Origin of the sequence: Streptomyces sp. NPDC127190 (assembly GCF_042672505.1) — a bacterium.
Lineage (GTDB): Bacteria > Actinomycetota > Actinomycetes > Streptomycetales > Streptomycetaceae > Streptomyces.
Genome location: NZ_JBHXVE010000004.1, coordinates 225802 through 244796 on the forward strand (window position 1 = coordinate 225802; position 18995 = coordinate 244796).

An 18995-nucleotide genomic window follows, 5' to 3' on the forward strand; every position below is an offset into this window, starting at 1 on the left:
GGGCGGTACGCCCGTGGCGTCGCGCCCCGGTGCTCTTCCCCCCGAGCCCCGCGCGCCCGCCTCCGGTCAGTTCTGGTGGGACTGGTAGTGCGCGACCGCGTCCGAGGTGCGCCCGGCGCCGTACACCCGCAGGAACTCGGCGAGTTCGGGGTGGGCGGGGGCGAGGCTGTCGGCGGCCTCGATGATGTCGCCGGCGGCCGCGACCGAGCGCAGCAGCGACTGGATCTCCCGGACCACCCGCTTGACCGTGGGCGCCCCCGAGCTGCTCGTGGTCTGCGTGGTGTTGCTGAGCACGGAGCCCCCCTGTGACTTCTTGATCTCGTCCATCCGCTCGGTCGCCTCGGCGGCGCTGACGCTGCCGTCCGCGACCTGGGCCGCCAGCTCCTGGAGCAGCTGCACCCGCTGGACCACCGCAGGATTGCCGATCTTCGCCCGCTGGCCGCTCATCAGCTGCGACAGCATCGGAGCGGACAGGCCGAGGACCGCCGCGAGACGGGCCTGGTTGAGCCCGAGATCGTCGATGAGCTTACGGAAGAGCGCCCCCAACGGCTCCCCGTACCAGTTCCGCTGGAGCTCCCGCGCTCTGGCGGTGGCTTCCTGCTGTGCGGCGTCCATTGCGTCTCCCCATCGCTTCCCCTAAAAAAACCGCGGTTCGCTCACGCGAACCACGTCGAGCATCTTACGGAGAGTGGTCATCGGCGGGGACCCCCAATCTTTTTGCGGGATACCCGGGGTCACCCGGTACTCTGGTCTGCGGCGCCACCGGAACCCGCTTCCTCCGGTCGGCCGCTCCTTCCCGGGGCCTTAGCTCAGTTGGTAGAGCGCCGTCTTTGCATGGCGGATGTCAGGGGTTCGACTCCCCTAGGCTCCACTCCTTACACCCCCCTGACCTGCGGAAACGCTGGCAGGGGGGTGTTCTTGTCCCCGCCGTGCCCCGCCCCGGCCGCGGTGTCAGTGCCCTCCCGTAGCCTTCCGGTCACCGCACATCGCCCCGGAGGAACAAGAGAATTGACCGGCCTGCCTGCCTTCCCGCTCCCCTTTCACGCTTCCCGTTCCCTGCCGTACGCGACACCTCGGACGCTGCGGGAGCTCGAGATGATGGAGTGCAGCGCCCACATCCGGGCCAAGCCGGGGTGGTTCGACAAGATGCACGACGCCGGCATCGTCGCCCGGTGGACCCGGGAAGCGCTCGCCCAGGGCCTCACCGAGGCGCAGGTCCGCTATGTGCTCGACGAGCTCGGGCACTACGCGGCGCTGCGGGACGGGCGGACCGGCGTCGAGGTGTCCGCCGTCGACGGGGTGTGGCAGTCGGACACGCTGGTCGACGAGGGGCTCAGGGCCCGGCTGCGCGAGGCGGTCCGGGTTCTGGAAGAGGTTCCCGAAGCGGAACGGGACTGGCATCCCGGCTCCGGCGGCCAGGTGCTGGACCTGGTGCATCCCTCACTGTTCTGCCTGGTCAGAGGGGTGAGCGGCGAGCCCGAGCGGGCCTGGCGAAACCCGACGGACCGGCATGCGCGGTACGAGTTCTCGGAGCGGTTCCAGTGGCTGCCCACGGACGTCGACGTCAGTGACGACGGTGACGTCACCTTCCGGTCGTACGTCAACAACGTCCACCCGGAGAACCACCGGGACCTGGCCGCCGTCCTGCCGGACGTGTTCGCGCGCATGCGCCCGCTGCTGGAGAACGTGCTCACCGATCTGCGTCATCCGCGGCCGCTGCGGATCGAGGTCGATCCCTACGGCTGGTACGACTCTGAGCCCGAGTATCCGGACAAATCCTCCTACAGTGACAAGAAGGCCTACGGCGAAGCCATCCGTGCCTGGGAGACGGTCCACGAGGAGTGGTGGGAGAACCGCCGCCCGGTCGTCCCGGACGCCCCGGCCTTCACCCCGCCGGAGCCGCCCGACGCCTCCGCCCGGGTCGATCTGCGCGGCCGCGGTCTCCAGGTCATCGTCAAGCTCGCCACCATCCATCTCACCCCGGACAAGCCCGAGTACCCCGGCGGCTCCTGGCACGTCGAGGGGATGCTGAACGAGCGGATCGTCTCGACCGCGCTCTACTACTGGGACAGCGAGAACATCACCGAGAGCCGGCTGAGCTTCCGGACCGCGCTCGACGACCCGCACTACGAGCAGAACGACGACAACGGCGTGCGCGAGGTCTACGGCCTGGAGGACGAGGACGCGCTGAACCAGGTGCTGGGATCGGCAGCGACCCCGGCGGGCCGCTGCCTGGCGTTCCCGAACGTCCTGCAACACCGGGTCGGCTCGTTCCGCCTCGCCGACCCCGGCCGCCCCGGGCACCGCAAGATCCTCGCGTTCTTCCTGGTCGACCCGGAGCAGAAGATCGTCTCGACCTCCGATGTGCCACCGCAGCAGCCGTGGTCCGACACCTCGACCATGACACTGGAAGAGGCCAGGGGATACCGCGAAGAGCTCATGCAGGAACGCAAGTTCTTCGTAAACGAACACAACGAGCAGCTCTACGAGCGGGAGTTCTCCCTCTGCGAGCACTGAGCCCTCTCACTGAGCCCTCTCGCCGAGCCCTCTCGCCGAGCCCTCTCGCCGAGCCCTCTCGCGGTGCCGGCCGGCTCACCCCCGGTCGTCCCCGTCCCCCTCCTCCTCCGCCTGCTTGGCCTGTACCTCCGGGTCCAGCACCGAGGGCCCGGTGCCGTCCACCGAACTCAGCCGGCCGGTCTCCGGGACCTCCGTCGCGGCCGGCGGCTCGACCAGCCAGTCGGGGTTGGCCTGCTTGTCCCACCACTTCCAGGCCGCGAAGGCGCCGGCCGCCAGCACGGTGAGCACCGCCAGCCCCTTCAGCGCCCGGCCGCGCCGGGACCGGCGGACATTGCGCTCGGCCAGCTTCTGGATCTCCTCGGCCGAGACATTGCCGCGCAGCGCGGCCAGCGCGGCGGCACCGCGCAGCGCGGCCTCGTCGTACACGGGCGCGGCCGCGGCCATGGCCTGTTCGATCTTCGGACGGGAGTACTCGGCGGCCTGCTGGGCCGCCTTGCGGGTGCGTACGGCGGCTTCGTGCGCGGCCAGGTCCACCTTGGTCGGCACATGGGTACGAGCCTGCTCCAGACGCGGGGCGAGCCGGGCGTCGTACTGCACGCGGGCCTGTTCGGCGGCCTGCGACACCACGGGCGCCAGCCGTACGCGTGCCTCCTGCGCGTAGTACGCGGCACGCTCCTTGGCCGTGTCGGCGTAGGGCGCCACCACTTCCGCGGCGTGCAGCACGCTGTCCTTCGCCGAGCCGGTCGCGGCGCGCACGCTGTCGATGCGGGTCACGGGTTCCTCCTCCTCGGTGGCGTACGGTATTTCGACTTTCCACCCTTTTACGGATCATGCCTGCCGACAGCCTGTGCGGCATGCGCGGGCGGGCATATGGGTGCCGATCGCTTCGTTCGCCTCCATCACAGGTGAATTCCGGGCAACCGCACCTTCCGTCGACCCTGCCACGAATCGCCGCCGCGCGCCGCCTCACCGGCCGTGTCGGTGGATCTCATGCACCTGATGACCGACGCGCGGCGAGCGTTCCGGGCCGTGCGAGGATCGGGGGCACCACAGGAGGACAACGGAAGGCAGACCGTGGCCGAGCAGCTGTACGCCACCCTGAAGACCAACCGCGGCGACATCGAGATCCTGCTTCTCCCGAACCATGCGCCGGCCACGGTCAGGAACTTTGTCGAGCTGGCGCAGGGCGAGCGGGAGTGGACGCACCCCGAGACCGGTGTGAAGGGCAAGAACCGGCTCTACGACGGCACGATCTTCCACCGGGTCATCAGCGGCTTCATGATCCAGGGCGGTGACCCGCTGGGCACCGGCATGGGCGGTCCCGGCTACACGTTCAAGGACGAGTTCCACCCGGACCTGGCCTTCAACAAGCCGTACCTGCTGGCCATGGCCAACGCCGGCCCGGGCACCAACGGCTCGCAGTTCTTCATCACGGTGTCCCCGACCGCCTGGCTGAGCCGCAAGCACACCATCTTCGGCGAGGTCGTCGCCGACGCCAGCCGCAGGGTCGTCGACGCCATTGCGGCCGTCCCCACCAACCCCCGCACCGACCGCCCGCTCGAGGACGTCGTCATCGAGTCGGTCGTCATCGAGAAGCGCTGAGGCCGCTCCCGGCCGTCATCGAGAAGCGCCGAGGCCGGGCCGCACGGGAACAAAACGCCCCGCTCGTCCGTCAGGATGAGCAGGACATGCATCACGACATGCGAGGGGAACCGATGGACCAGCCCGCAGGCAGCGCGCAGCAGGCCCCTCGCGTGCCCGGGTGCTACCGGCACCCGGACCGCGAGACCGGCGTGCACTGCACCCGCTGTGAGCGGCCCATCTGCCCCGAGTGCATGGTCAGCGCCTCGGTCGGTTTCCAGTGCCCCGATTGTGTGCGCGGAGACTCCGAGGCCGGCCGGGCGGCGGCCGCCGCCCGCCCGCGCACCGTCGCCGGCGGCACGCTGACCGCCGACCCGCGCCTGCTCACCAAGATCCTCATCGGGATCAACCTCGCGGTCTTCCTGGTCCAGATGGCCGTCGGCGACGGCTTCACCCACCGGTTCGAGCTGATCGGCCAGGCCTACGCCCCCGATCTGACCGGGGTGCAGGGCGTCGCCGCGGGCCAGTACTACCGCCTGCTGACCGCGATGTTCCTGCACGGCGGCTATGCCCACATCGCGTTCAACATGCTCAGCCTGTGGTGGATCGGCGGCCCCCTGGAGGCGGCCCTCGGCCGCGCCCGCTATCTCACCCTGTACTTCGTCTCCGGTCTCGCCGGCAGCGCGCTGACCTTTCTGCTGGCCGCGCCCAACCAGCCGTCGCTCGGCGCCTCCGGAGCGATCTTCGGACTGTTCGGCGCGACGGGCGTCCTCATGCGCCGGCTCAACTACGACCTGCGCCCGCTCGTCGCTCTGCTGGTGATCAACCTGGTCATCACCTTCAGCCCCGGCATGAACATCGCCTGGCAGGCCCATATCGGCGGTCTGGTCGCCGGTGTCGTCACCGGCTACGCCATGATCCACGCCCCGCGCCAGAAGCGGACGCTGGTCCAGTACGGCACATGTGCGCTGGTCCTGGCCGTGGTGGTCGTCCTGACCCTGGTGAGAACGGCTCAGCTGACCTGATCGGCCCGGCCGGGGCGAACCGTTGTCCACAGCGGGTGGCGGATCTTGTGCACAGTGTGCGGGCACGCCTGCGCCCCCTGCCGCTCGAATGAGTTCTCGCAGGTCAGACAGAGGGCGAAGAGATGTGCGAGGGCCAGCTGTGCAGTCGTACCAGCGTCAACCCCCGAGGAGTTATCCACAGATCGTAGTTTCTTTCCCCAGGAACATGTGGACAGAAGCTCAGGCCTGTGGATAACTCAAACGGTCACTCGACCGCTACTTCCACTGCGTGGAGACACCGAACCCGGCCGCGATGAAGCCGAAGCCGACCACGATGTTCCAGTTGTCGAGTGCGTCGATGGGCAGCGAGCCGTCGGTCACGTAGAAGACCACGATCCAGGCCAGGCCGATCAGGAACATGGCCAGCATGACGGGGGCGACCCAGGCGCGACTGTTCAGCTTGATCGCCTGTGCCTGCTTCGCCGGCGGCGGCGTGTAGTCGGCCTTCTTGCGGATACGTGACTTCGGCACGAGGGTCTCTCCTGTCGATGCGCTGCGTGGCCGCGCAGGTAACTGGGTCGGGCGCGTCCGTTAGCGTAGTGCTTCCGTGGCGCCGAAGGAGATAAGGGTACGTTGAGCAATTCTGCCGACTCCCCCGGGACGGGATCAATGGGTTCCCGCCCCGGCCGTGGGCTGCGCGTCCGGCCGGTGCGCATCCTGACGGCCGCGGTCTTCGCCCTCGCGGGGCTCATCTTCTTCACCAGCTTCGACACCGCCAAGGGCACCGACATCCGGCAGGACGGCTCGCTGCTGAAGCTGTCCGACCTGATCCAGGAGCGCAGCCGCAAGAACAAGGAGCTGGACGACTCCAACGCGGCCCTGCGCCATGGCGTGGAGTCGCTGGCCGAGAGCGACGACGGCAGCAGCAAGGCCCAGGACCGGCGGCTGACCGGGCTGGAGCGCAGCGCCGGCACCCAGCCGCTCACCGGCGACGGGCTCACCGTCACCCTCAACGACGCCCCGCCCAACGCCACCGCCAAGCTCCCCGGCTATCCCGAGCCGCAGCCCGACTACCTGGTCATCCACCAGCAGGACCTCCAGGCCGTGGTGAACGCACTCTGGCAGGGCGGCGCCCGGGGCATCCGGGTCATGGACCAGCGGCTGATCTCCACCAGCGCCGTGCGCTGCGTGGGCAACACGCTGATCCTCCAGGGCCGGGTCTACTCACCGCCGTACAAGATCACGGCGATCGGGGACCCGGGGCGGCTCCAGAAGGCGCTCGCGGCGAGCAAGGCGATCCAGACCTACATGGTGTACGTCAACGTCTACGGCCTCGGCTGGAAAGTCACCGAGGACGGGACGGTGACTCTGCCCGGCTACTCCGGCACAGTGGACCTGCACTACGCGAAGCCAGTGGAGTAGCCAGGCCCCCGTCAGGAGCCGCCGGTGCGCGTGATCGTGAGGACGCTCAGCGAACTGTGCATCACCGCCGGCACCCTGATCGTGCTCTTCGTCGTGTACGTGCTGTTCTGGACCGGAGTGCGGGCCGACGGCGCGATGAGCGACCAGATCGACCAGCTGCACCGGCAGTGGTCGCGGGGGACCGCGCCGGCCGCCTCCGCTCCCTCGCGCCCCGCGCCGTACCACTACGGTGAGGCCTTCGCGATCATGTACATCCCGCGGTTCGGTTTCACGTGGAACAAGCCGGTGCTGGAGGGCACCGGCCGGGACGTCCTGGCGAAGGGCCTCGCCCACTACCGGGGGACGGCCCGGCTCGGGCGGACGGGCAACTTCGCGGTCGCCGGGCACCGGCGCACCTACGGCGACCCGTTCAAGGACTTCCCCCGGCTGCGCCCGGGAGACGCGGTCGTCCTCACGGACGGGACGACCTGGTTCACGTACCGGATCGACACAGGGCCCTACCGGACGGTTCCCACGGATGTCGCGGTGATCGACCCGGTGCCCGGCGCGTCCGGTTACCGGCGCCCGGGCCGGTATCTCACCCTGACCACCTGCGATCCGGAATGGGGGCACAGCCACCGGCTGATCGTGTGGGCGCACCTGGACTCCACACAGCCTGTGGAGTCCGGGCCACCGAAGGCCCTGCGCCGTTAGTCTGGTGCGGTACGGCGTGGGTTTCCGGTGCCGTGGCGAAACGGAAGGGACGGCATGTACGGCTGGATCTGGCGGCATCTGCCGGGGAACGCGTGGATGAAGGCACTCATCTCGCTCGTACTGATTCTGGCCGTGGTCTACGTCCTCTTCCAGTACGTCTTCCCGTGGGCGGAACCGCTGCTGCCCTTCAACGATGTGACGGTGGACAACCAGTGACTGCGCGGATTCTCGTCGTCGACAACTACGACAGCTTCGTCTTCAACCTCGTCCAGTACCTGTATCAGCTGGGTGCCGAGTGCGAGGTGCTGCGCAACGACGAGGTGTCGACCTCGCACGCCCAGGACGGCTTCGACGGCGTCCTGCTCTCGCCGGGCCCGGGCACGCCCGAGGAGGCCGGGGTCTGCGTGGACATGGTCCGGCACTGCGCGGCCACCGGCGTCCCGGTCTTCGGGGTCTGCCTGGGCATGCAGTCGATGCAGGTCGCGTACGGCGGTGTGGTCGACCGGGCGCCGGAACTGCTGCACGGCAAGACCTCGCCGGTGGAGCACGAGGGCAAGGGCGTCTTCGCCGGCCTGCCCTCCCCCTTCACGGCCACCCGCTACCACTCCCTGGCCGCCGAACCGGCCACCGTCCCCGCCGAGCTGGAGGTCACGGCCCGCACCCACGACGGCATCATCATGGGCCTGCGCCACCGTGAACTCCCGGTCGAGGGCGTGCAGTTCCACCCCGAGTCGGTCCTGACCGAGCACGGGCACCGGATGCTGGCCAACTGGCTGGTGGAGTGCGGCGACCAGGGTGCCGTGGCGAGGTCGGCGGGGCTGGCCCCGGTGGTGGGCAGGGCCACGGCGTGACCTCGCTGCGCCCCGAGCGCGAGGACTTGTACGGCGGGGAGAGACCGTACGAGCCCTACGGCGGTGCGCCTTACGCCGACCCCCGGACCGCACCGCCGCCCCCCGCGTCCGGGGAGCCGACGGTCGTGTTGCCGCCGGTCGGGGATCAGACGGTCGTCCTACCCCCGGTCTCCGGGGACCAGACGGCCGTTCTGCCGCCCGTTTCCGGGGAGCCGACGATGGTCCTCCCGCCCGTTTTCGGAGAGCCGCCGGCCGGGCTGCCGCCGGTCACCAGTGAGTCGACGGTGGTGTTGTCCCGCATCCGCCCGGCGGCCGGCGGGGACGAGCAGACGATGGCGCTGCGGCTCCCGCTACGGGACCCTGCGGCCCCAACAGCCCCTCCGGTGCCTGGAACCCCCGCCGGTGGCCGTGCGGCCCGCAGAAAGGCCGCCAAGCGGCGCGGCGGGCGCCACAGCAGCCCGGAGAACGCGTCCCCCGCCCAGTCGGCGCGGCGGCCGCTGTCCCGGGTGGAGGCCCGCCGACAGGCGCGGCTGGCCAAGCCCGGGCCGGCGGTCATCGCGAGCCGGGTGATCGGCGAGGTGTTCATCACCACCGGCGTCCTGATGCTGCTGTTCGTCACCTACCAGCTGTGGTGGACCAACATCCGCGCGCACGCGCAGGCCGGCAACGAGACGCACCAGCTCCAGGACGACTGGGCGAACGGCCGGCGCAACCCGGGCGTCTTCGAACCCGGTCAGGGCTTCGCCATCCTGCACATCCCCAAGCTGGACGTGGTCGCGCCGATCGCGGAGGGCGTCAGCAAGGAGAAGGTGCTCGACAAGGGCATGGTCGGGCACTACGGCGAGCCCCCGCTGAAGACGGCGATGCCCGACGCGAAGACCGGCAACTTCGGCCTCGCGGCGCACCGCAACACCCACGGCGAACCGTTCCGTTACATCAACCGGCTCGTGCCGGGCGACGCGGTGGTGGTCGAGACGCAGGACACGTACTTCGTGTACAAGGTGACCTCGACGCTGCCGGTCACCTCGCCCGCCAACACCAGTGTGCTGGACCCCGTACCCAAGGGCTCCGGGTTCACCAAGCCGGGCCGGTACATCACCCTGACCACCTGCACCCCGGAGTTCACCAGCACGTACCGGCTGATCGTCTGGGGCAAGATGGTCGAGGAACGCCCGCGCAGCAAGGGAAAGCCGGACGCGCTCATCGAGTAGGGCTCAGCGAGTAAGGGCAGAGGAACTGTGGCAGCGACCGCCGACGAGACCGAAGAACACACGGACGCGTCCGACCCCGCCCCGCCCGCCGGGGAGCGCCCCCGGCGCCTCGGCAGGATCGCGACCGCGGTCAGCGTCCTCGGCGAACTCCTCATCACGGCGGGCCTGGTGCTCGCCCTCTTCGTCGTCTACTCCCTGTGGTGGACGAACGTGATAGCGGACCGCAAGGCGGACCAGCGGGCCGACCGGGTCCGCCAGCACTGGGCCCGGTCCACGGACGACACCCCCGGCGCGCTGGACACCAAGGACGGCATCGGCTTCCTGCACGTGCCGTCGATGCACAACGGCGAGGTCCTGGTCGAGAAGGGCACCGGCACCGACGTCCTCAACGACGGTGTGGCCGGCTACTACACCGACCCGGTCAAGGCGGTCCTGCCCATGTCCGGCAAGGACGGCAACTTCACCCTGGCCGCCCACCGCGACGGCCACGGCGCCAAGTTCCACAACATCGACAAGGTGGAGAAGGGCGACCCGATCGTCTTCGAGACGCGGGACGACTGGTACGTCTACAAGGTCTTCGCGATCCTCCCCGAGACCTCGAAGTACAACGTCAAGGTCATCTCCCAGATCCCCACCGAGGCCGGCCGGAAGAAGCCGGGCCACTACATCACCCTGACGACCTGCACCCCGGTGTACACGTCCCTGTACCGCTATGTGGTCTGGGGCGAGCTGGTCCGGGTGGACAAGGTCGACAGCAAGCGGACGCCTCCGGCGGAGCTGCGCTGAGCCCTGAAGCCAGGCCCTGAAGCCACATGCCCTGACGCCACGAACGAGCCCCTGCCGGTGATGCACCGGCAGGGGCTCGTTCTCGTAGCAGCGGGGAGGCGTCAGCCGTTGAGACCGCCGAAGAGGGTGCCTCCGCCGTTGTTGCCGCCGTTGTTGCCGTTGCCGTTGCCCCCGCCGCCGATGGTGATCACATCGACGGTCTGGCCGGAGTTGACCGTGCTGCCCGGCGTCGGGTTCGAGGAGACGACGACCGCGTTGTCGTCGTTCGAGCCCTGGACGTTGCCGAGCTGGAGGCCTGCCTGCGCGAGCATCTGCTTGGCGTCCTTGAGCTTCTGGCCCTGGATGCCCGGCACCTGCACCTGGTTGTTCTGGAGCTTGCCGACGTTGACCGCGATGGGCGTGTTCTTGGAGACCTGCGTGCCCGCCCCCGGGTTGGTGCTCTGCACCTTGCCGTCCTGGGCGGGGTCGGTCACCGCGACGTCGTTGCAGGTGGGGGTCAGGCCCAGGTTCTGGAGCTCGGTCTTGGCGTCGTCACAGGACTTGCCGACGACGTCGTTCGGGACGGTGACCTTCTCCTCCGCCTTGGCCACGGTGAGGGTGATCACCGTGCCCTTCTCCTTCTCGACGTTCACCGGGTCCTGCGCGGTGACGACACCGGGGGTCTGGGTGGACACCACGGTCTTCTTCTCGACCTGGAAGCCCTTGCCCTTGAGCTGGCTCTCCGCCTGGTCGAACTGGAGGCCGCGGACGTCGGGCACCTGGACCTTCGGGGCGCCGGTGGACACCGTCAGAGTGATCGTCGTGCCCTTGTCGACGCTCGTCTTGGCGTCCGGGTTCTGCGCGCAGACATTGCCCTTGGGCTGCTCCTGGCAGGCCTTGCGGGAGCCGACCGTCACCTTCAGATCGACGTTGTCGGCCATGCTGCGCGCGCTGCTCACCGTCTGGCCGACGAAGTTCGGGACCTCCACCTGACCGTCGCCCGTGTTGTGGCTGCTGGTCACCCACTTGCCGATCAGGATCGCGCCGATCAGCACCAGGATGCCCGCGACCACCAGCAGGATCGTGGAGGTGTGGGACTTCTTCGGCTGCTGGCGGCGCCGGTCGGGCCGGTCGTCGTAGCCGTAGCCGTCGTCCGGGCCCATCGGCGGGAGCACGGTGGTCGCCCCGCCGCCCTGCTCCTGGCGGAGGGCGGTGGTGGGCTGCTCGTCGGGGTAGCCGCCGTAGCCGACCGCGCCCATCGCGGCCGTGGCGGCGACCGGCTGGCCGTCCAGACACGCCTCGATGTCGGCGCGCATCTCGTCGGCCGACTGGTAGCGGTAGTTCGGGTCCTTGACCAGCGCCTTCATCACGATCGCGTCCATCTCCGGGGTGATCTCCGGATCGAAGACGCTCGGCGGCTGGGGCTCCTCGCGGACGTGCTGGTAGGCGACCGCGACCGGGGAGTCGCCGACGAAGGGCGGCCGGACGGTCAGCAGCTCGTACAGCAGGCAGCCGGTGGAGTACAGGTCGGAGCGGGCGTCGACCTGCTCGCCCTTCGCCTGCTCCGGCGAGAGGTACTGGGCCGTGCCGATGACCGCGGCCGTCTGGGTCATGGTCATGCCGGAGTCGCCCATCGCCCGGGCGATGCCGAAGTCCATCACCTTGACCTGGCCGTTGCGGGTCAGCATGACGTTGGCCGGCTTGATGTCGCGGTGCACGATGCCGTTGCGGTGCGCGTACTCCAGGCCCTGGAGGATGCCGATGGTCATCTCCATCGCGCGCTCGGGCAGCAGCTTGCGGCCGGAGTGCAGCAGCTCACGGAGCGTGGAGCCGTCGACGTACTCCATCACGATGTACGGGATGGAGACCCCGTCGATGTAGTCCTCGCCCGTGTCGTAGACCGCGACGATCGCGGGATGGTTGAGCGAGGCGGCCGACTGGGCCTCCCGGCGGAAGCGGGCCTGGAAGGACGGGTCACGCGCGAGGTCCGCGCGCAGGGTCTTCACCGCCACGGTGCGGCCGAGGCGGGTGTCATGCGCGAGGTAGACCTCCGCCATGCCACCACGGCCGAGCACTTGGCCCAGCTCGTACCGGCCGCCGAGGCGACGCGGCTCTTCCATAGCTACCTACCAGCCCTCTCCGTCGGTCTCGGCCGTCACAGAGGTGTGCGTCCGAGGCTGCCGTCCGGGCCTACGGTACCCGGCTCGCTTTGTATGACCTGGCCAAGCCCGGAACCCGATACAGGACCGGTATCGCAACGTGCGCTGATGTGAAGGAGGTGTGAGGGGGCTCACTTGTGTGAGTGACTGTCGTGCCTCCCTGGGCCCACGGTCTCACTTCTTGGACTTGATGACCGCCTCCATCACGTTCTTCGCGATCGGCGCGGCCAGGCCGCCGCCGGAGATGTCGTCACGGTTGGCACTCTCGTCCTCGATCACCACGGCCACCGCGACCGGGCTGCTGCCGTCCGGGAGCTTGGCGAAGGAGATGAACCAGGCGTACGGGTTGGCGCTGTTCGCCACACCGTGCTGGGCGGTGCCGGTCTTGCCGCCGACGGTGACGCCGGGGATCTGGGCCCTGGTTCCGGTGCCCTTCTCCACGACCGTCTTCATCATGTCCTGGAGGATCTGGGCGTTCTTGGAGGAGAGCGGCTGGCTCAGCTCCTTCGGCTGGGTCTGCTCCAGGGTGTCGAGGTTGGACGACTGGAGCTTGTCGACCATGTACGGCTTCATCAGCTTGCCGTCGTTGGCGACCGCCGAGACGACCATGGCCATCTGGAGCGGGGTGGCGGCGGTGTTGTACTGGCCGATGGAGGACAGCGCGGTCTGCGACTGGTTCATGCCGTTGGAGAACACCGACGCGTTGGAGCGGACCGGGGTGAACTGCTCGGCGTCGAAGCCGAACTTCTTCGCCTCCGCCAGCATCTTGTCGTTGCCGAGGTCCGCGCCGATCTTGCCGAAGACGGTGTTGCAGGACCAGCGCAGCGCCTCGCGCATGGTGGCGTTCTTGCAGGGGATGCTGCCCTCGTTCTTCAGCTCGGTCCGGGTGCCCGGCATGGTCCACGGCAGCGGGGAGTTCGTGTTCTGGTCGGCCGAGGTGTACAGCCCGTTCTCCAGCGCGGCCGCGGCCGTGACCACCTTGAAGGTGGAGCCCGGCGGGTAGGTCTCGCGCAGCGCCCGGTTGAGCATCGGGTCGGCGGGGTTGTTCTTCTTCTGGAGCGCGTTCCAGTTCTTGGCGTCCACGCTGGTGGAGTTGCCCGCGAAGGACGAGGGGTCGTACGACGGGTAGGAGGCCAGCGCGAGGATCTTGCCGGTGGACGGCTCCAGGGCGACCACGGCGCCCTTGCCGCCCCGCGACTTCAGCCCGTCCCAGGCCGCCTTCTGCGCGGCCGCGTTGAGGGTGGTGACGACGTTGCCGCCCTGCTTCTGCTTGCCCGTGAGCATGTCGAGGGTGTTGCGGAAGAAGAGCCGGTCGTCGGTGCCGCTGAGGATGCCGTCGTTGATCTTCTCCAGCTGGCTGCCGTCGAAGGCCTGCGAGGAGTAGCCGGTGACCGGGGCCCACATGGGGCCGTCCTTGTAGGTCCGCTTGTACTTGAAGTCGCCGTTCTGGGCCTCGACCGATCCGGTTATCGCCTTGCCGTCGACGATGATGTCGCCGCGCGGGTGGGCGTAGCGCTCGATGGCGACCCGGCGGTTGTCCTTGTCGCTGCTCAGCTGGTCGGCCCGGACGTACTGGAGGTAGTTGTCGCGGATCAGCAGGGCCAGCACGAGCAGGCCGCAGAAGATCGCGATCCGGCGCAGGGGCTTGTTCATGACGGGCGGACCACCTGGGTCATCTCGGCGTCGGGATTGGCGGCGGGCGCGGGCGCCGGGCGGCGCGCCGTGTCGCTGATCCGGATCAGGATGGCGATCAGCGCCCAGTTGGCGAGCACGGACGAACCACCGGCGGCCAGGAACGGCATGGTCATACCGGTCAGCGGGATGAGCCCCATGACACCGCCGGCCACGACGAAGACCTGGAGGGCGAAGGCGCCGGACAGACCGACGGCGAGCAGCTTGCCGAACGGGTCGCGGGCGGCGAGGGCGGTGCGCAGGCCGCGCTCCACGATCAGGCCGTACACCAGCAGGATCGCCATGATCCCGGCGAGGCCCAGCTCCTCGCCGAAGGTGGCGAGGACGAAGTCGGAGTTGGCGGCGAACTTGATCAGGTCCGAGTGGCCCTGGCCCCAGCCGGTGCCGAGGGTGCCGCCGGAGCCGAACGCCCACAGCGACTGCTGGAGCTGGTCGGAGTGGAGGACGCCGTCGTGGGTGATCTGACGGCTCAGCTGGTACTCGCGCATCGGGTCCAGCCAGGCGTTCACACGCGTCTGGATGTGGTGCTCGAAGCTGGCCACGCCGACGGCGCCGACCGCGGACATCAGCAGACCGAAGACGATCCAGCTGGTCCGCTCGGTGGCGACGTACAGCATGATCACGAACATGCCGAAGAACAGCAGCGAGGTGCCGAGGTCGGTCTCGAAGACCAGGATCAGGATCGAGATCGCCCAGACGACCAGGATCGGGCCGAGGTCGCGGCCGCGCGGCAGGTAGAGCCCCATGAAGCGGCGGCTGGCCAGGGCCAGGGCGTCCCGCTTCACCATCAGGTAGCCGGCGAAGAAGACCGCCAGGACGATCTTGGCGAACTCGCCGGGCTGGAGGGAGCCCAGGCCGGGCACCCTGATCCAGATCTTGGCGCCGAAGATGTCGGCGCCGAGGCCCGGCACCAGCGGCAGGATCAGCAGGATCAGCGCGCCGAACATCGAGATGTAGGTGTAGCGCTGGAGGACCCGGTGGTCCTTCAGGAAGAACAGCACCGCGGCGAACAGGGCGATGCCCAGCGCGCTGTTCAGCAGCTGCTTGGGCGCGGAGGGGGCGAAGTGGGGCAGGTTCTGGAGCAGCCTGGACTGGTCAAGGCGCCAGATCACGACGAGTCCGAGTCCGTTGAGCAGCGTCGCCAGCGGCAGCAGCAGCGGGTCGGCGTACGGCGCGAACTTCCGTACGACGAGATGGGCGACGCCGGCCAGCAGACCGAGGCCCAGTCCGTAGCTCAGCAGCCCGGAGGGCACCTTGTCGCTGATGGCCAGGCCCACGTTGGCATAGGCGAACACCGGGATGGCCACGGCGAAGACCAGCAGGGCCAGCTCGGTGTTGCGGCGGCTCGGCGCGCCGATGGCGCCGATCGTGGACGTGTGGTGCGTCGGCGGGTTTGTCGTACTGCTCATCGTGTGACGGGGCCTCTCACGGCTGGCTCACTGCTTGCCGCACTGATCGACGACCTTCTGCTCATCCTCGGAGAGGCTCGGGCCGGGGTGGGGAGTGGCGGTCGCGGACGGGGACTTGGAGGGCGCGGTCGGGGACGTCGGGGAGGTCGGCGCCGATGGGTGCGGCGTCGGTGATGCCTTGGACGTGAAGGAGGCGGCGGTGGTTCCGGTGCCGCCCGCGGCCTTGATCCGGTTCGTCTTGGCGTTCTTCTCCGCGGCCGCCCGCTCGGCCTGCTTGCGGCAGGCGGAGGCCTGCACGGACAGCGCGTCGATCTTCGTCTGGGCCTGTTGCAGACCGCCCGCCGCGATCGTGCCCTTGACCTGCTTCTGCTGGTAGGGCGGCAGGTACTTGAGTTCGATCTCGGGGTGGTCCTTCTCCACCTGCGACAGCGACACCCAGGCCAGGTTCTGGCTGATGCCGCGGTACAGCGCGACGTGCTCGCCGTTGGCGCCGACGTAGTACTGGGTCTGCGTCCACCGGTAGCCGCCGTACAGGCCGCCGCCGATCACGGCGAGGGCGAGGGCGCCGTACAGGGATCTCTTCAGCCAGGGGCGCCGGGCGCGCGGCTTGGTGAACTCGCCGTCGGCGTAGTCGCCGAAGGAGCCGGCCGGGACGTAGCCGGTGGTGTCGCCGGAGCCGGGCGGGCCGAACTCGCCGCCGCCGTGGCCGTGCTTGCCGGACTGCCGGCCCAGGTGGGAGGCGCGGCCGGCGGGGGTCTGCATGATGCCGTTGTCGTGCAGGTGGTGCTGGTTCTCGGCGACGGCGCCGACCACGACCGGCTGGTCGGACAGCTGCCCGGCGAGGGTGTCACCGGTGTCCAGGTCGAGGACGTCGGCGACGATGACGGTGATGTTGTCGGGGCCGCCGCCGCGCAGCGCGAGCTGGATCAGCTCCTGCACGGTCTCCTGCGGGCCCTGGTAGCTGGCGAGGGTCTCCTCCATCGTCTGGTGGGAGACGACGCCGGACAGGCCGTCGGAGCAGATCAGATAGCGGTCGCCGGCGCGGACCTCGCGGATCGACAGGTCGGGCTCGACGTGCTCGCCGCTGCCGAGGGCGCGCATCAGCAGGGAACGCTGCGGATGGGTGGTGGCCTCTTCCTCGGTGATCCGGCCCTCGTCCACCAGCCGCTGCACCCAGGTGTGGTCCTGGGTGATCTGGGTGAGGGCGCCGTCGCGCAGCAGATAGGCGCGCGAGTCGCCGACGTGCACGAGACCGAGCCGCTGTCCGGTCCACAGCAGCGCGGTCAGGGTGGTGCCCATGCCCTCGAGCTGGGGGTCCTCCTCGACCATGGTGCGCAGCTGGTCGTTGGCGCGCTGCACGGCGGCGCCGAGCGAGGTGAGGATGTCGGAGCCGGGCACGTCGTCGTCGAGCGTGACCAGGGTGGAGATCACCTCGGAGGAGGCGACCTCGCCGGCGGCCTGGCCGCCCATGCCGTCGGCGATCGCGAGCAGCCGCGGGCCGGCGTAACCGGAGTCCTCGTTGCCCTCGCGGATCATGCCCTTGTGCGATCCGGCGGCAAAGCGCAGTGACAGACTCATGCCCACCTCGCCCGTCGGCTCCGGGTACAGCCGGTCGTGTCGAGCCACACTGCCCACCCTCCGGTCGGGAGCGCGCCGGCGGCGGCCGGGTGGCGGCCTGCCGCTGCGTGCTCGCTCCGCTCGCGCTCACTCATGATGTAGCACTACTTCCGCAGCTCGATGACGGTCTTGCCGATGCGGATCGGCGCGCCCAGCGGGATCGGCGTGGGAGTCGTCAGCCGGGACCGGTCCAGGTAGGTGCCGTTGGTGGAGCCCAGGTCCTCGACGATCCACTGACCGCCCTGGTCCGGGTAGATCCTGGCATGGCGGCTGGAGGCGTAGTCGTCGTCCAGCACGATCGTGGAGTCGTGCGCCCGGCCCAGCGTGACCGTCTGGCCCTGGAGCGCGACGGTGGTGCCGGTCAGTGTGCCTTCGGTCACGACCAGCTTGGTGGGGGCGTTGCGGCCACCGCGCCGGCCACCGCTCTGCTGCCCGCGCTGCTGCGGGGGCGCGGCCTGCTGCCGGGCCGCCGGCTGCCGGCCCGTCTGCTGCTGGCGCCCGGCCTCCCTACGCGATCCGCGCTGGGTGACGCGCGTACCGAACAGGTCGCTGCGGATGACCTGCACGGCCACGATCACGAACAGCCACAGTACGGCCAGGAAACCCAGCCGCATGACCGTGAGGGTCAGCTCTGACATTGCCCCCGCTTCACCCTTCGGCTTGCCTATAGATAACGGTGGTGCTGCCCACGACGATCCGCGAGCCGTCGCGGAGCGTAGCGCGGGTGGTGTGCTGCCCGTCCACCACGATGCCGTTGGTGGAACCGAGGTCCTGGATCGTCGAGGGCGTCCCGGTCCGGATCTCGCAGTGTCTGCGGGAGACGCCGGGGTCGTCGATCCGCACGTCGGCCTCGGTGCTGCGGCCCAGCACCAGCGTCGGGCGGGAGATCTGGTGGCGGGTGCCGTTGATCTCGATCCAGTAGCGGGTGCGCCCGCCGCTCGCCGGCGCGGCTCCGGGCCGCTGCGGGGCGGGCTGCGGGTAGCCGTAGCCGCCGGGCCGGGCGCCGGGGGGCGGGGTGGCGGGCATCGGGGGCGCGCCGGCGGGCGCGGCGGCCGGCGGGCGGCCGTAGCCGCCGGGGGCCTGCGGGGCCTGCGGCGCAGGTGCTGCCTGCTGGCTGCTGGAGGAGGCGAGGGTACGGCTGCGCACCCGGTACAGGCCGGTGTCGAGATCGTCGGCCTTCTCCAGGTGGACCTTGATCGGTCCCATGAAGGTGTAGCGCTGCTGCTTGGCGTAGTCGCGCACCATGCCGGCCAGCTCGTCGCCGAGCTGGCCCGAGTAGGGGCTCAGCCGCTCGTAGTCCGGCGTGCTCAGCTCCACGATGAAGTCGTTGGGTACGACCGTCCGGTCACGGTTCCAGATGGTGGCGTTGTTGTCGCACTCCCGCTGGAGCGCGCCGGCGATCTCCACGGGCTGGACCTCGGACTTGAAGACCTTGGCGAAGGTGCCGTTCACCAGACCTTCGAGACGCTGCTCGAACTTCTTCAGGACTCCCATGGGGCACCTCCTCCGTCCCTGCCGCTCTGCCTTCGCTTACGTGGTTGTGCTGTTACTGCTCACTGATCGTATCTACGCGTCCGGCAATCAGCCGGTTCCCCCAGCGGCTCCCCTTCGAACTCTCCTCGCAAGGATCGTAGAGCCGGGTGAAGACCAGTGTCCCGCACCCGGCTGTGGACCCGGCCCGCTCCTGGGGAGATGCCCCCGGAACGGTACGAGGTTGATACGAGACGCGGGGCTCCCCGGGACGGCCGGGACGGCACCGGGAACCCGCGCGGCCGGTGCGCCGCCGGCCGGGCGGGCGGAAGGGATGTGAACCCACCCCGTCCGACGTGCTAATGTTCTCGATGTCGGAAGGGGCCAGCCCGAAAGGGAAGGAACCGGAAGACACACCCAATGCGCGGGTGGCGGAATAGGCAGACGCGCTGGATTCAGGTTCCAGTGCCCGCAAGGGCGTGGGGGTTCAACTCCCCCCTCGCGCACACCACGGAGTGGGGGGGGGGGGGGGGGTGGTGAGTCACGCCGACCGCAGTATGGTATGTTTCGGGGTGCTTGTGTTGTGTGTTGTGTGGGGAGGGTT

18 protein-coding genes and 2 tRNA genes are annotated in these 18995 nt (G+C 69.5%); 11 read left to right on the forward strand and 9 right to left on the reverse strand.

Going from position 1 to position 18995, the window contains the following annotated elements; translation table 11 throughout:
- Positions 1-66 precede the first annotated feature (66 nt).
- Positions 67-615 (reverse strand): helix-turn-helix domain-containing protein, encoded by a 549-nt coding sequence (locus ACFVIU_RS09140; protein WP_385841576.1) that lies wholly within the window; start codon positions 613-615, stop codon positions 67-69.
- A gap of 183 nt (positions 616-798) precedes the next feature.
- On the opposite strand from ACFVIU_RS09140, the gene ACFVIU_RS09145 reads away from it, so the two are divergent.
- Together ACFVIU_RS09145 and ACFVIU_RS09150 are read left to right on the forward strand one after the other, a co-directional pair.
- A tRNA-Ala gene (locus ACFVIU_RS09145) sits at positions 799-871 on the forward strand.
- Positions 835-2517, forward strand: coding sequence for a DUF4246 domain-containing protein (locus tag ACFVIU_RS09150; protein ID WP_385841806.1), 1683 nt, complete (start codon positions 835-837; stop codon positions 2515-2517). The genes ACFVIU_RS09145 and ACFVIU_RS09150 overlap by 37 nt, the downstream gene beginning before the upstream one ends.
- A gap of 75 nt (positions 2518-2592) precedes the next feature.
- Here the strand turns inward: ACFVIU_RS09150 and ACFVIU_RS09155 are convergent, their stop codons facing one another.
- Complete coding sequence (locus ACFVIU_RS09155; protein ID WP_385841577.1) at positions 2593-3291, reverse strand: DUF5324 family protein; 699 nt, start codon at positions 3289-3291, stop codon at positions 2593-2595.
- 300 nt (positions 3292-3591) lie between these two features.
- Here ACFVIU_RS09155 and ACFVIU_RS09160 point away from each other — a divergent pair, with 300 nt between their 5' ends.
- Positions 3592-4119: a peptidylprolyl isomerase gene (locus ACFVIU_RS09160; RefSeq protein ID WP_385841578.1), complete on the forward strand. Its 528-nt coding sequence runs from the start codon at positions 3592-3594 to the stop codon at positions 4117-4119.
- A 113-nt stretch (positions 4120-4232) separates the two neighbouring features.
- Positions 4233-5123, forward strand: coding sequence for a rhomboid family intramembrane serine protease (locus ACFVIU_RS09165; protein WP_385841579.1), 891 nt, complete (start codon positions 4233-4235; stop codon positions 5121-5123).
- Between the two features lie 255 nt (positions 5124-5378).
- On the opposite strand, the gene crgA is transcribed toward ACFVIU_RS09165, so the two are convergent.
- The gene (gene crgA, locus ACFVIU_RS09170; protein WP_073887398.1) at positions 5379-5633 is read right to left on the reverse strand and encodes a cell division protein CrgA; all 255 of its coding nucleotides are present in this window, start codon (positions 5631-5633) and stop codon (positions 5379-5381) included.
- 102 nt (positions 5634-5735) lie between these two features.
- On the opposite strand from crgA, the gene ACFVIU_RS09175 reads away from it, so the two are divergent.
- The 6 genes from ACFVIU_RS09175 to ACFVIU_RS09200 are packed head-to-tail and all read left to right on the forward strand — an operon-like array spanning position 5736 to position 10065.
- Positions 5736-6524 (forward strand): DUF881 domain-containing protein, encoded by a 789-nt coding sequence (locus ACFVIU_RS09175; protein WP_385841580.1) that lies wholly within the window; start codon positions 5736-5738, stop codon positions 6522-6524.
- Between the two features lie 24 nt (positions 6525-6548).
- Positions 6549-7217, forward strand: coding sequence for a class E sortase (locus ACFVIU_RS09180; RefSeq protein WP_385841581.1), 669 nt, complete (start codon positions 6549-6551; stop codon positions 7215-7217).
- A 54-nt stretch (positions 7218-7271) separates the two neighbouring features.
- Complete coding sequence (locus ACFVIU_RS09185) at positions 7272-7433, forward strand: hypothetical protein (protein ID WP_385841583.1); 162 nt, start codon at positions 7272-7274, stop codon at positions 7431-7433.
- The gene (locus ACFVIU_RS09190; RefSeq protein WP_385841584.1) at positions 7430-8068 is read left to right on the forward strand and encodes an aminodeoxychorismate/anthranilate synthase component II; all 639 of its coding nucleotides are present in this window, start codon (positions 7430-7432) and stop codon (positions 8066-8068) included. Before ACFVIU_RS09185 ends, ACFVIU_RS09190 begins: the two co-directional genes overlap by 4 nt.
- A complete protein-coding gene (locus ACFVIU_RS09195) occupies positions 8065-9279 on the forward strand; it encodes a class E sortase (RefSeq protein WP_385841585.1) in 1215 nt (404 codons plus the stop codon). The genes ACFVIU_RS09190 and ACFVIU_RS09195 overlap by 4 nt, the downstream gene beginning before the upstream one ends.
- A gap of 27 nt (positions 9280-9306) precedes the next feature.
- On the forward strand, positions 9307-10065 hold the full coding sequence (locus ACFVIU_RS09200; RefSeq protein ID WP_385841586.1) for a class E sortase: 759 nt from the start codon (positions 9307-9309) through the stop codon (positions 10063-10065).
- Positions 10066-10166: 101 nt separating this feature from the next.
- Here ACFVIU_RS09200 and pknB read toward each other — a convergent pair whose 3' ends face one another.
- From pknB to ACFVIU_RS09230, 6 genes are all read right to left on the reverse strand, one after another.
- Entirely contained in the window at positions 10167-12164 is a 1998-nt protein-coding gene (gene pknB, locus ACFVIU_RS09205; RefSeq protein WP_385841588.1) for a Stk1 family PASTA domain-containing Ser/Thr kinase, read from the reverse strand.
- 213 nt (positions 12165-12377) lie between these two features.
- Complete coding sequence (locus tag ACFVIU_RS09210) at positions 12378-13856, reverse strand: peptidoglycan D,D-transpeptidase FtsI family protein (RefSeq protein WP_385841590.1); 1479 nt, start codon at positions 13854-13856, stop codon at positions 12378-12380.
- Entirely contained in the window at positions 13853-15304 is a 1452-nt protein-coding gene (locus ACFVIU_RS09215) for an FtsW/RodA/SpoVE family cell cycle protein (RefSeq protein ID WP_385841591.1), read from the reverse strand. The genes ACFVIU_RS09210 and ACFVIU_RS09215 overlap by 4 nt, the downstream gene beginning before the upstream one ends.
- A gap of 27 nt (positions 15305-15331) precedes the next feature.
- On the reverse strand, positions 15332-16882 hold the full coding sequence (locus tag ACFVIU_RS09220) for a Stp1/IreP family PP2C-type Ser/Thr phosphatase (RefSeq protein ID WP_385841807.1): 1551 nt from the start codon (positions 16880-16882) through the stop codon (positions 15332-15334).
- A 143-nt stretch (positions 16883-17025) separates the two neighbouring features.
- Positions 17026-17559, reverse strand: coding sequence for an FHA domain-containing protein (locus tag ACFVIU_RS09225; protein WP_385841592.1), 534 nt, complete (start codon positions 17557-17559; stop codon positions 17026-17028).
- A gap of 10 nt (positions 17560-17569) precedes the next feature.
- A complete protein-coding gene (locus tag ACFVIU_RS09230) occupies positions 17570-18415 on the reverse strand; it encodes an FhaA domain-containing protein (protein WP_385841594.1) in 846 nt (281 codons plus the stop codon).
- 398 nt (positions 18416-18813) lie between these two features.
- On the opposite strand from ACFVIU_RS09230, the gene ACFVIU_RS09235 reads away from it, so the two are divergent.
- Positions 18814-18897: transfer RNA gene (locus ACFVIU_RS09235), tRNA-Leu, on the forward strand.
- The last annotated feature ends 98 nt before the right edge of the window (positions 18898-18995 follow it).

Excerpts from the sequence above, each read along its gene's own strand:
- ACFVIU_RS09140 (WP_385841576.1), bottom strand. The coding sequence starts at position 615 with ATGGACGCCGCACAGCAGGAAGCCACCGCCAGAGCGCGGGAGCTCCAG.
- ACFVIU_RS09150 (WP_385841806.1), top strand. The coding sequence starts at position 835 with ATGGCGGATGTCAGGGGTTCGACTCCCCTAGGCTCCACTCCTTACACC.
- ACFVIU_RS09165 (WP_385841579.1), top strand. The coding sequence starts at position 4,233 with ATGGACCAGCCCGCAGGCAGCGCGCAGCAGGCCCCTCGCGTGCCCGGG.
- ACFVIU_RS09185 (WP_385841583.1), top strand. The coding sequence starts at position 7,272 with ATGTACGGCTGGATCTGGCGGCATCTGCCGGGGAACGCGTGGATGAAG.
- pknB (WP_385841588.1), bottom strand. The coding sequence starts at position 12,164 with ATGGAAGAGCCGCGTCGCCTCGGCGGCCGGTACGAGCTGGGCCAAGTG.
- ACFVIU_RS09210 (WP_385841590.1), bottom strand. The coding sequence starts at position 13,856 with ATGAACAAGCCCCTGCGCCGGATCGCGATCTTCTGCGGCCTGCTCGTG.
- ACFVIU_RS09215 (WP_385841591.1), bottom strand. The coding sequence starts at position 15,304 with ATGAGCAGTACGACAAACCCGCCGACGCACCACACGTCCACGATCGGC.
- ACFVIU_RS09220 (WP_385841807.1), bottom strand. The coding sequence starts at position 16,882 with ATGAGTCTGTCACTGCGCTTTGCCGCCGGATCGCACAAGGGCATGATC.
- ACFVIU_RS09225 (WP_385841592.1), bottom strand. The coding sequence starts at position 17,559 with ATGTCAGAGCTGACCCTCACGGTCATGCGGCTGGGTTTCCTGGCCGTA.
- ACFVIU_RS09230 (WP_385841594.1), bottom strand. The coding sequence starts at position 18,415 with ATGGGAGTCCTGAAGAAGTTCGAGCAGCGTCTCGAAGGTCTGGTGAAC.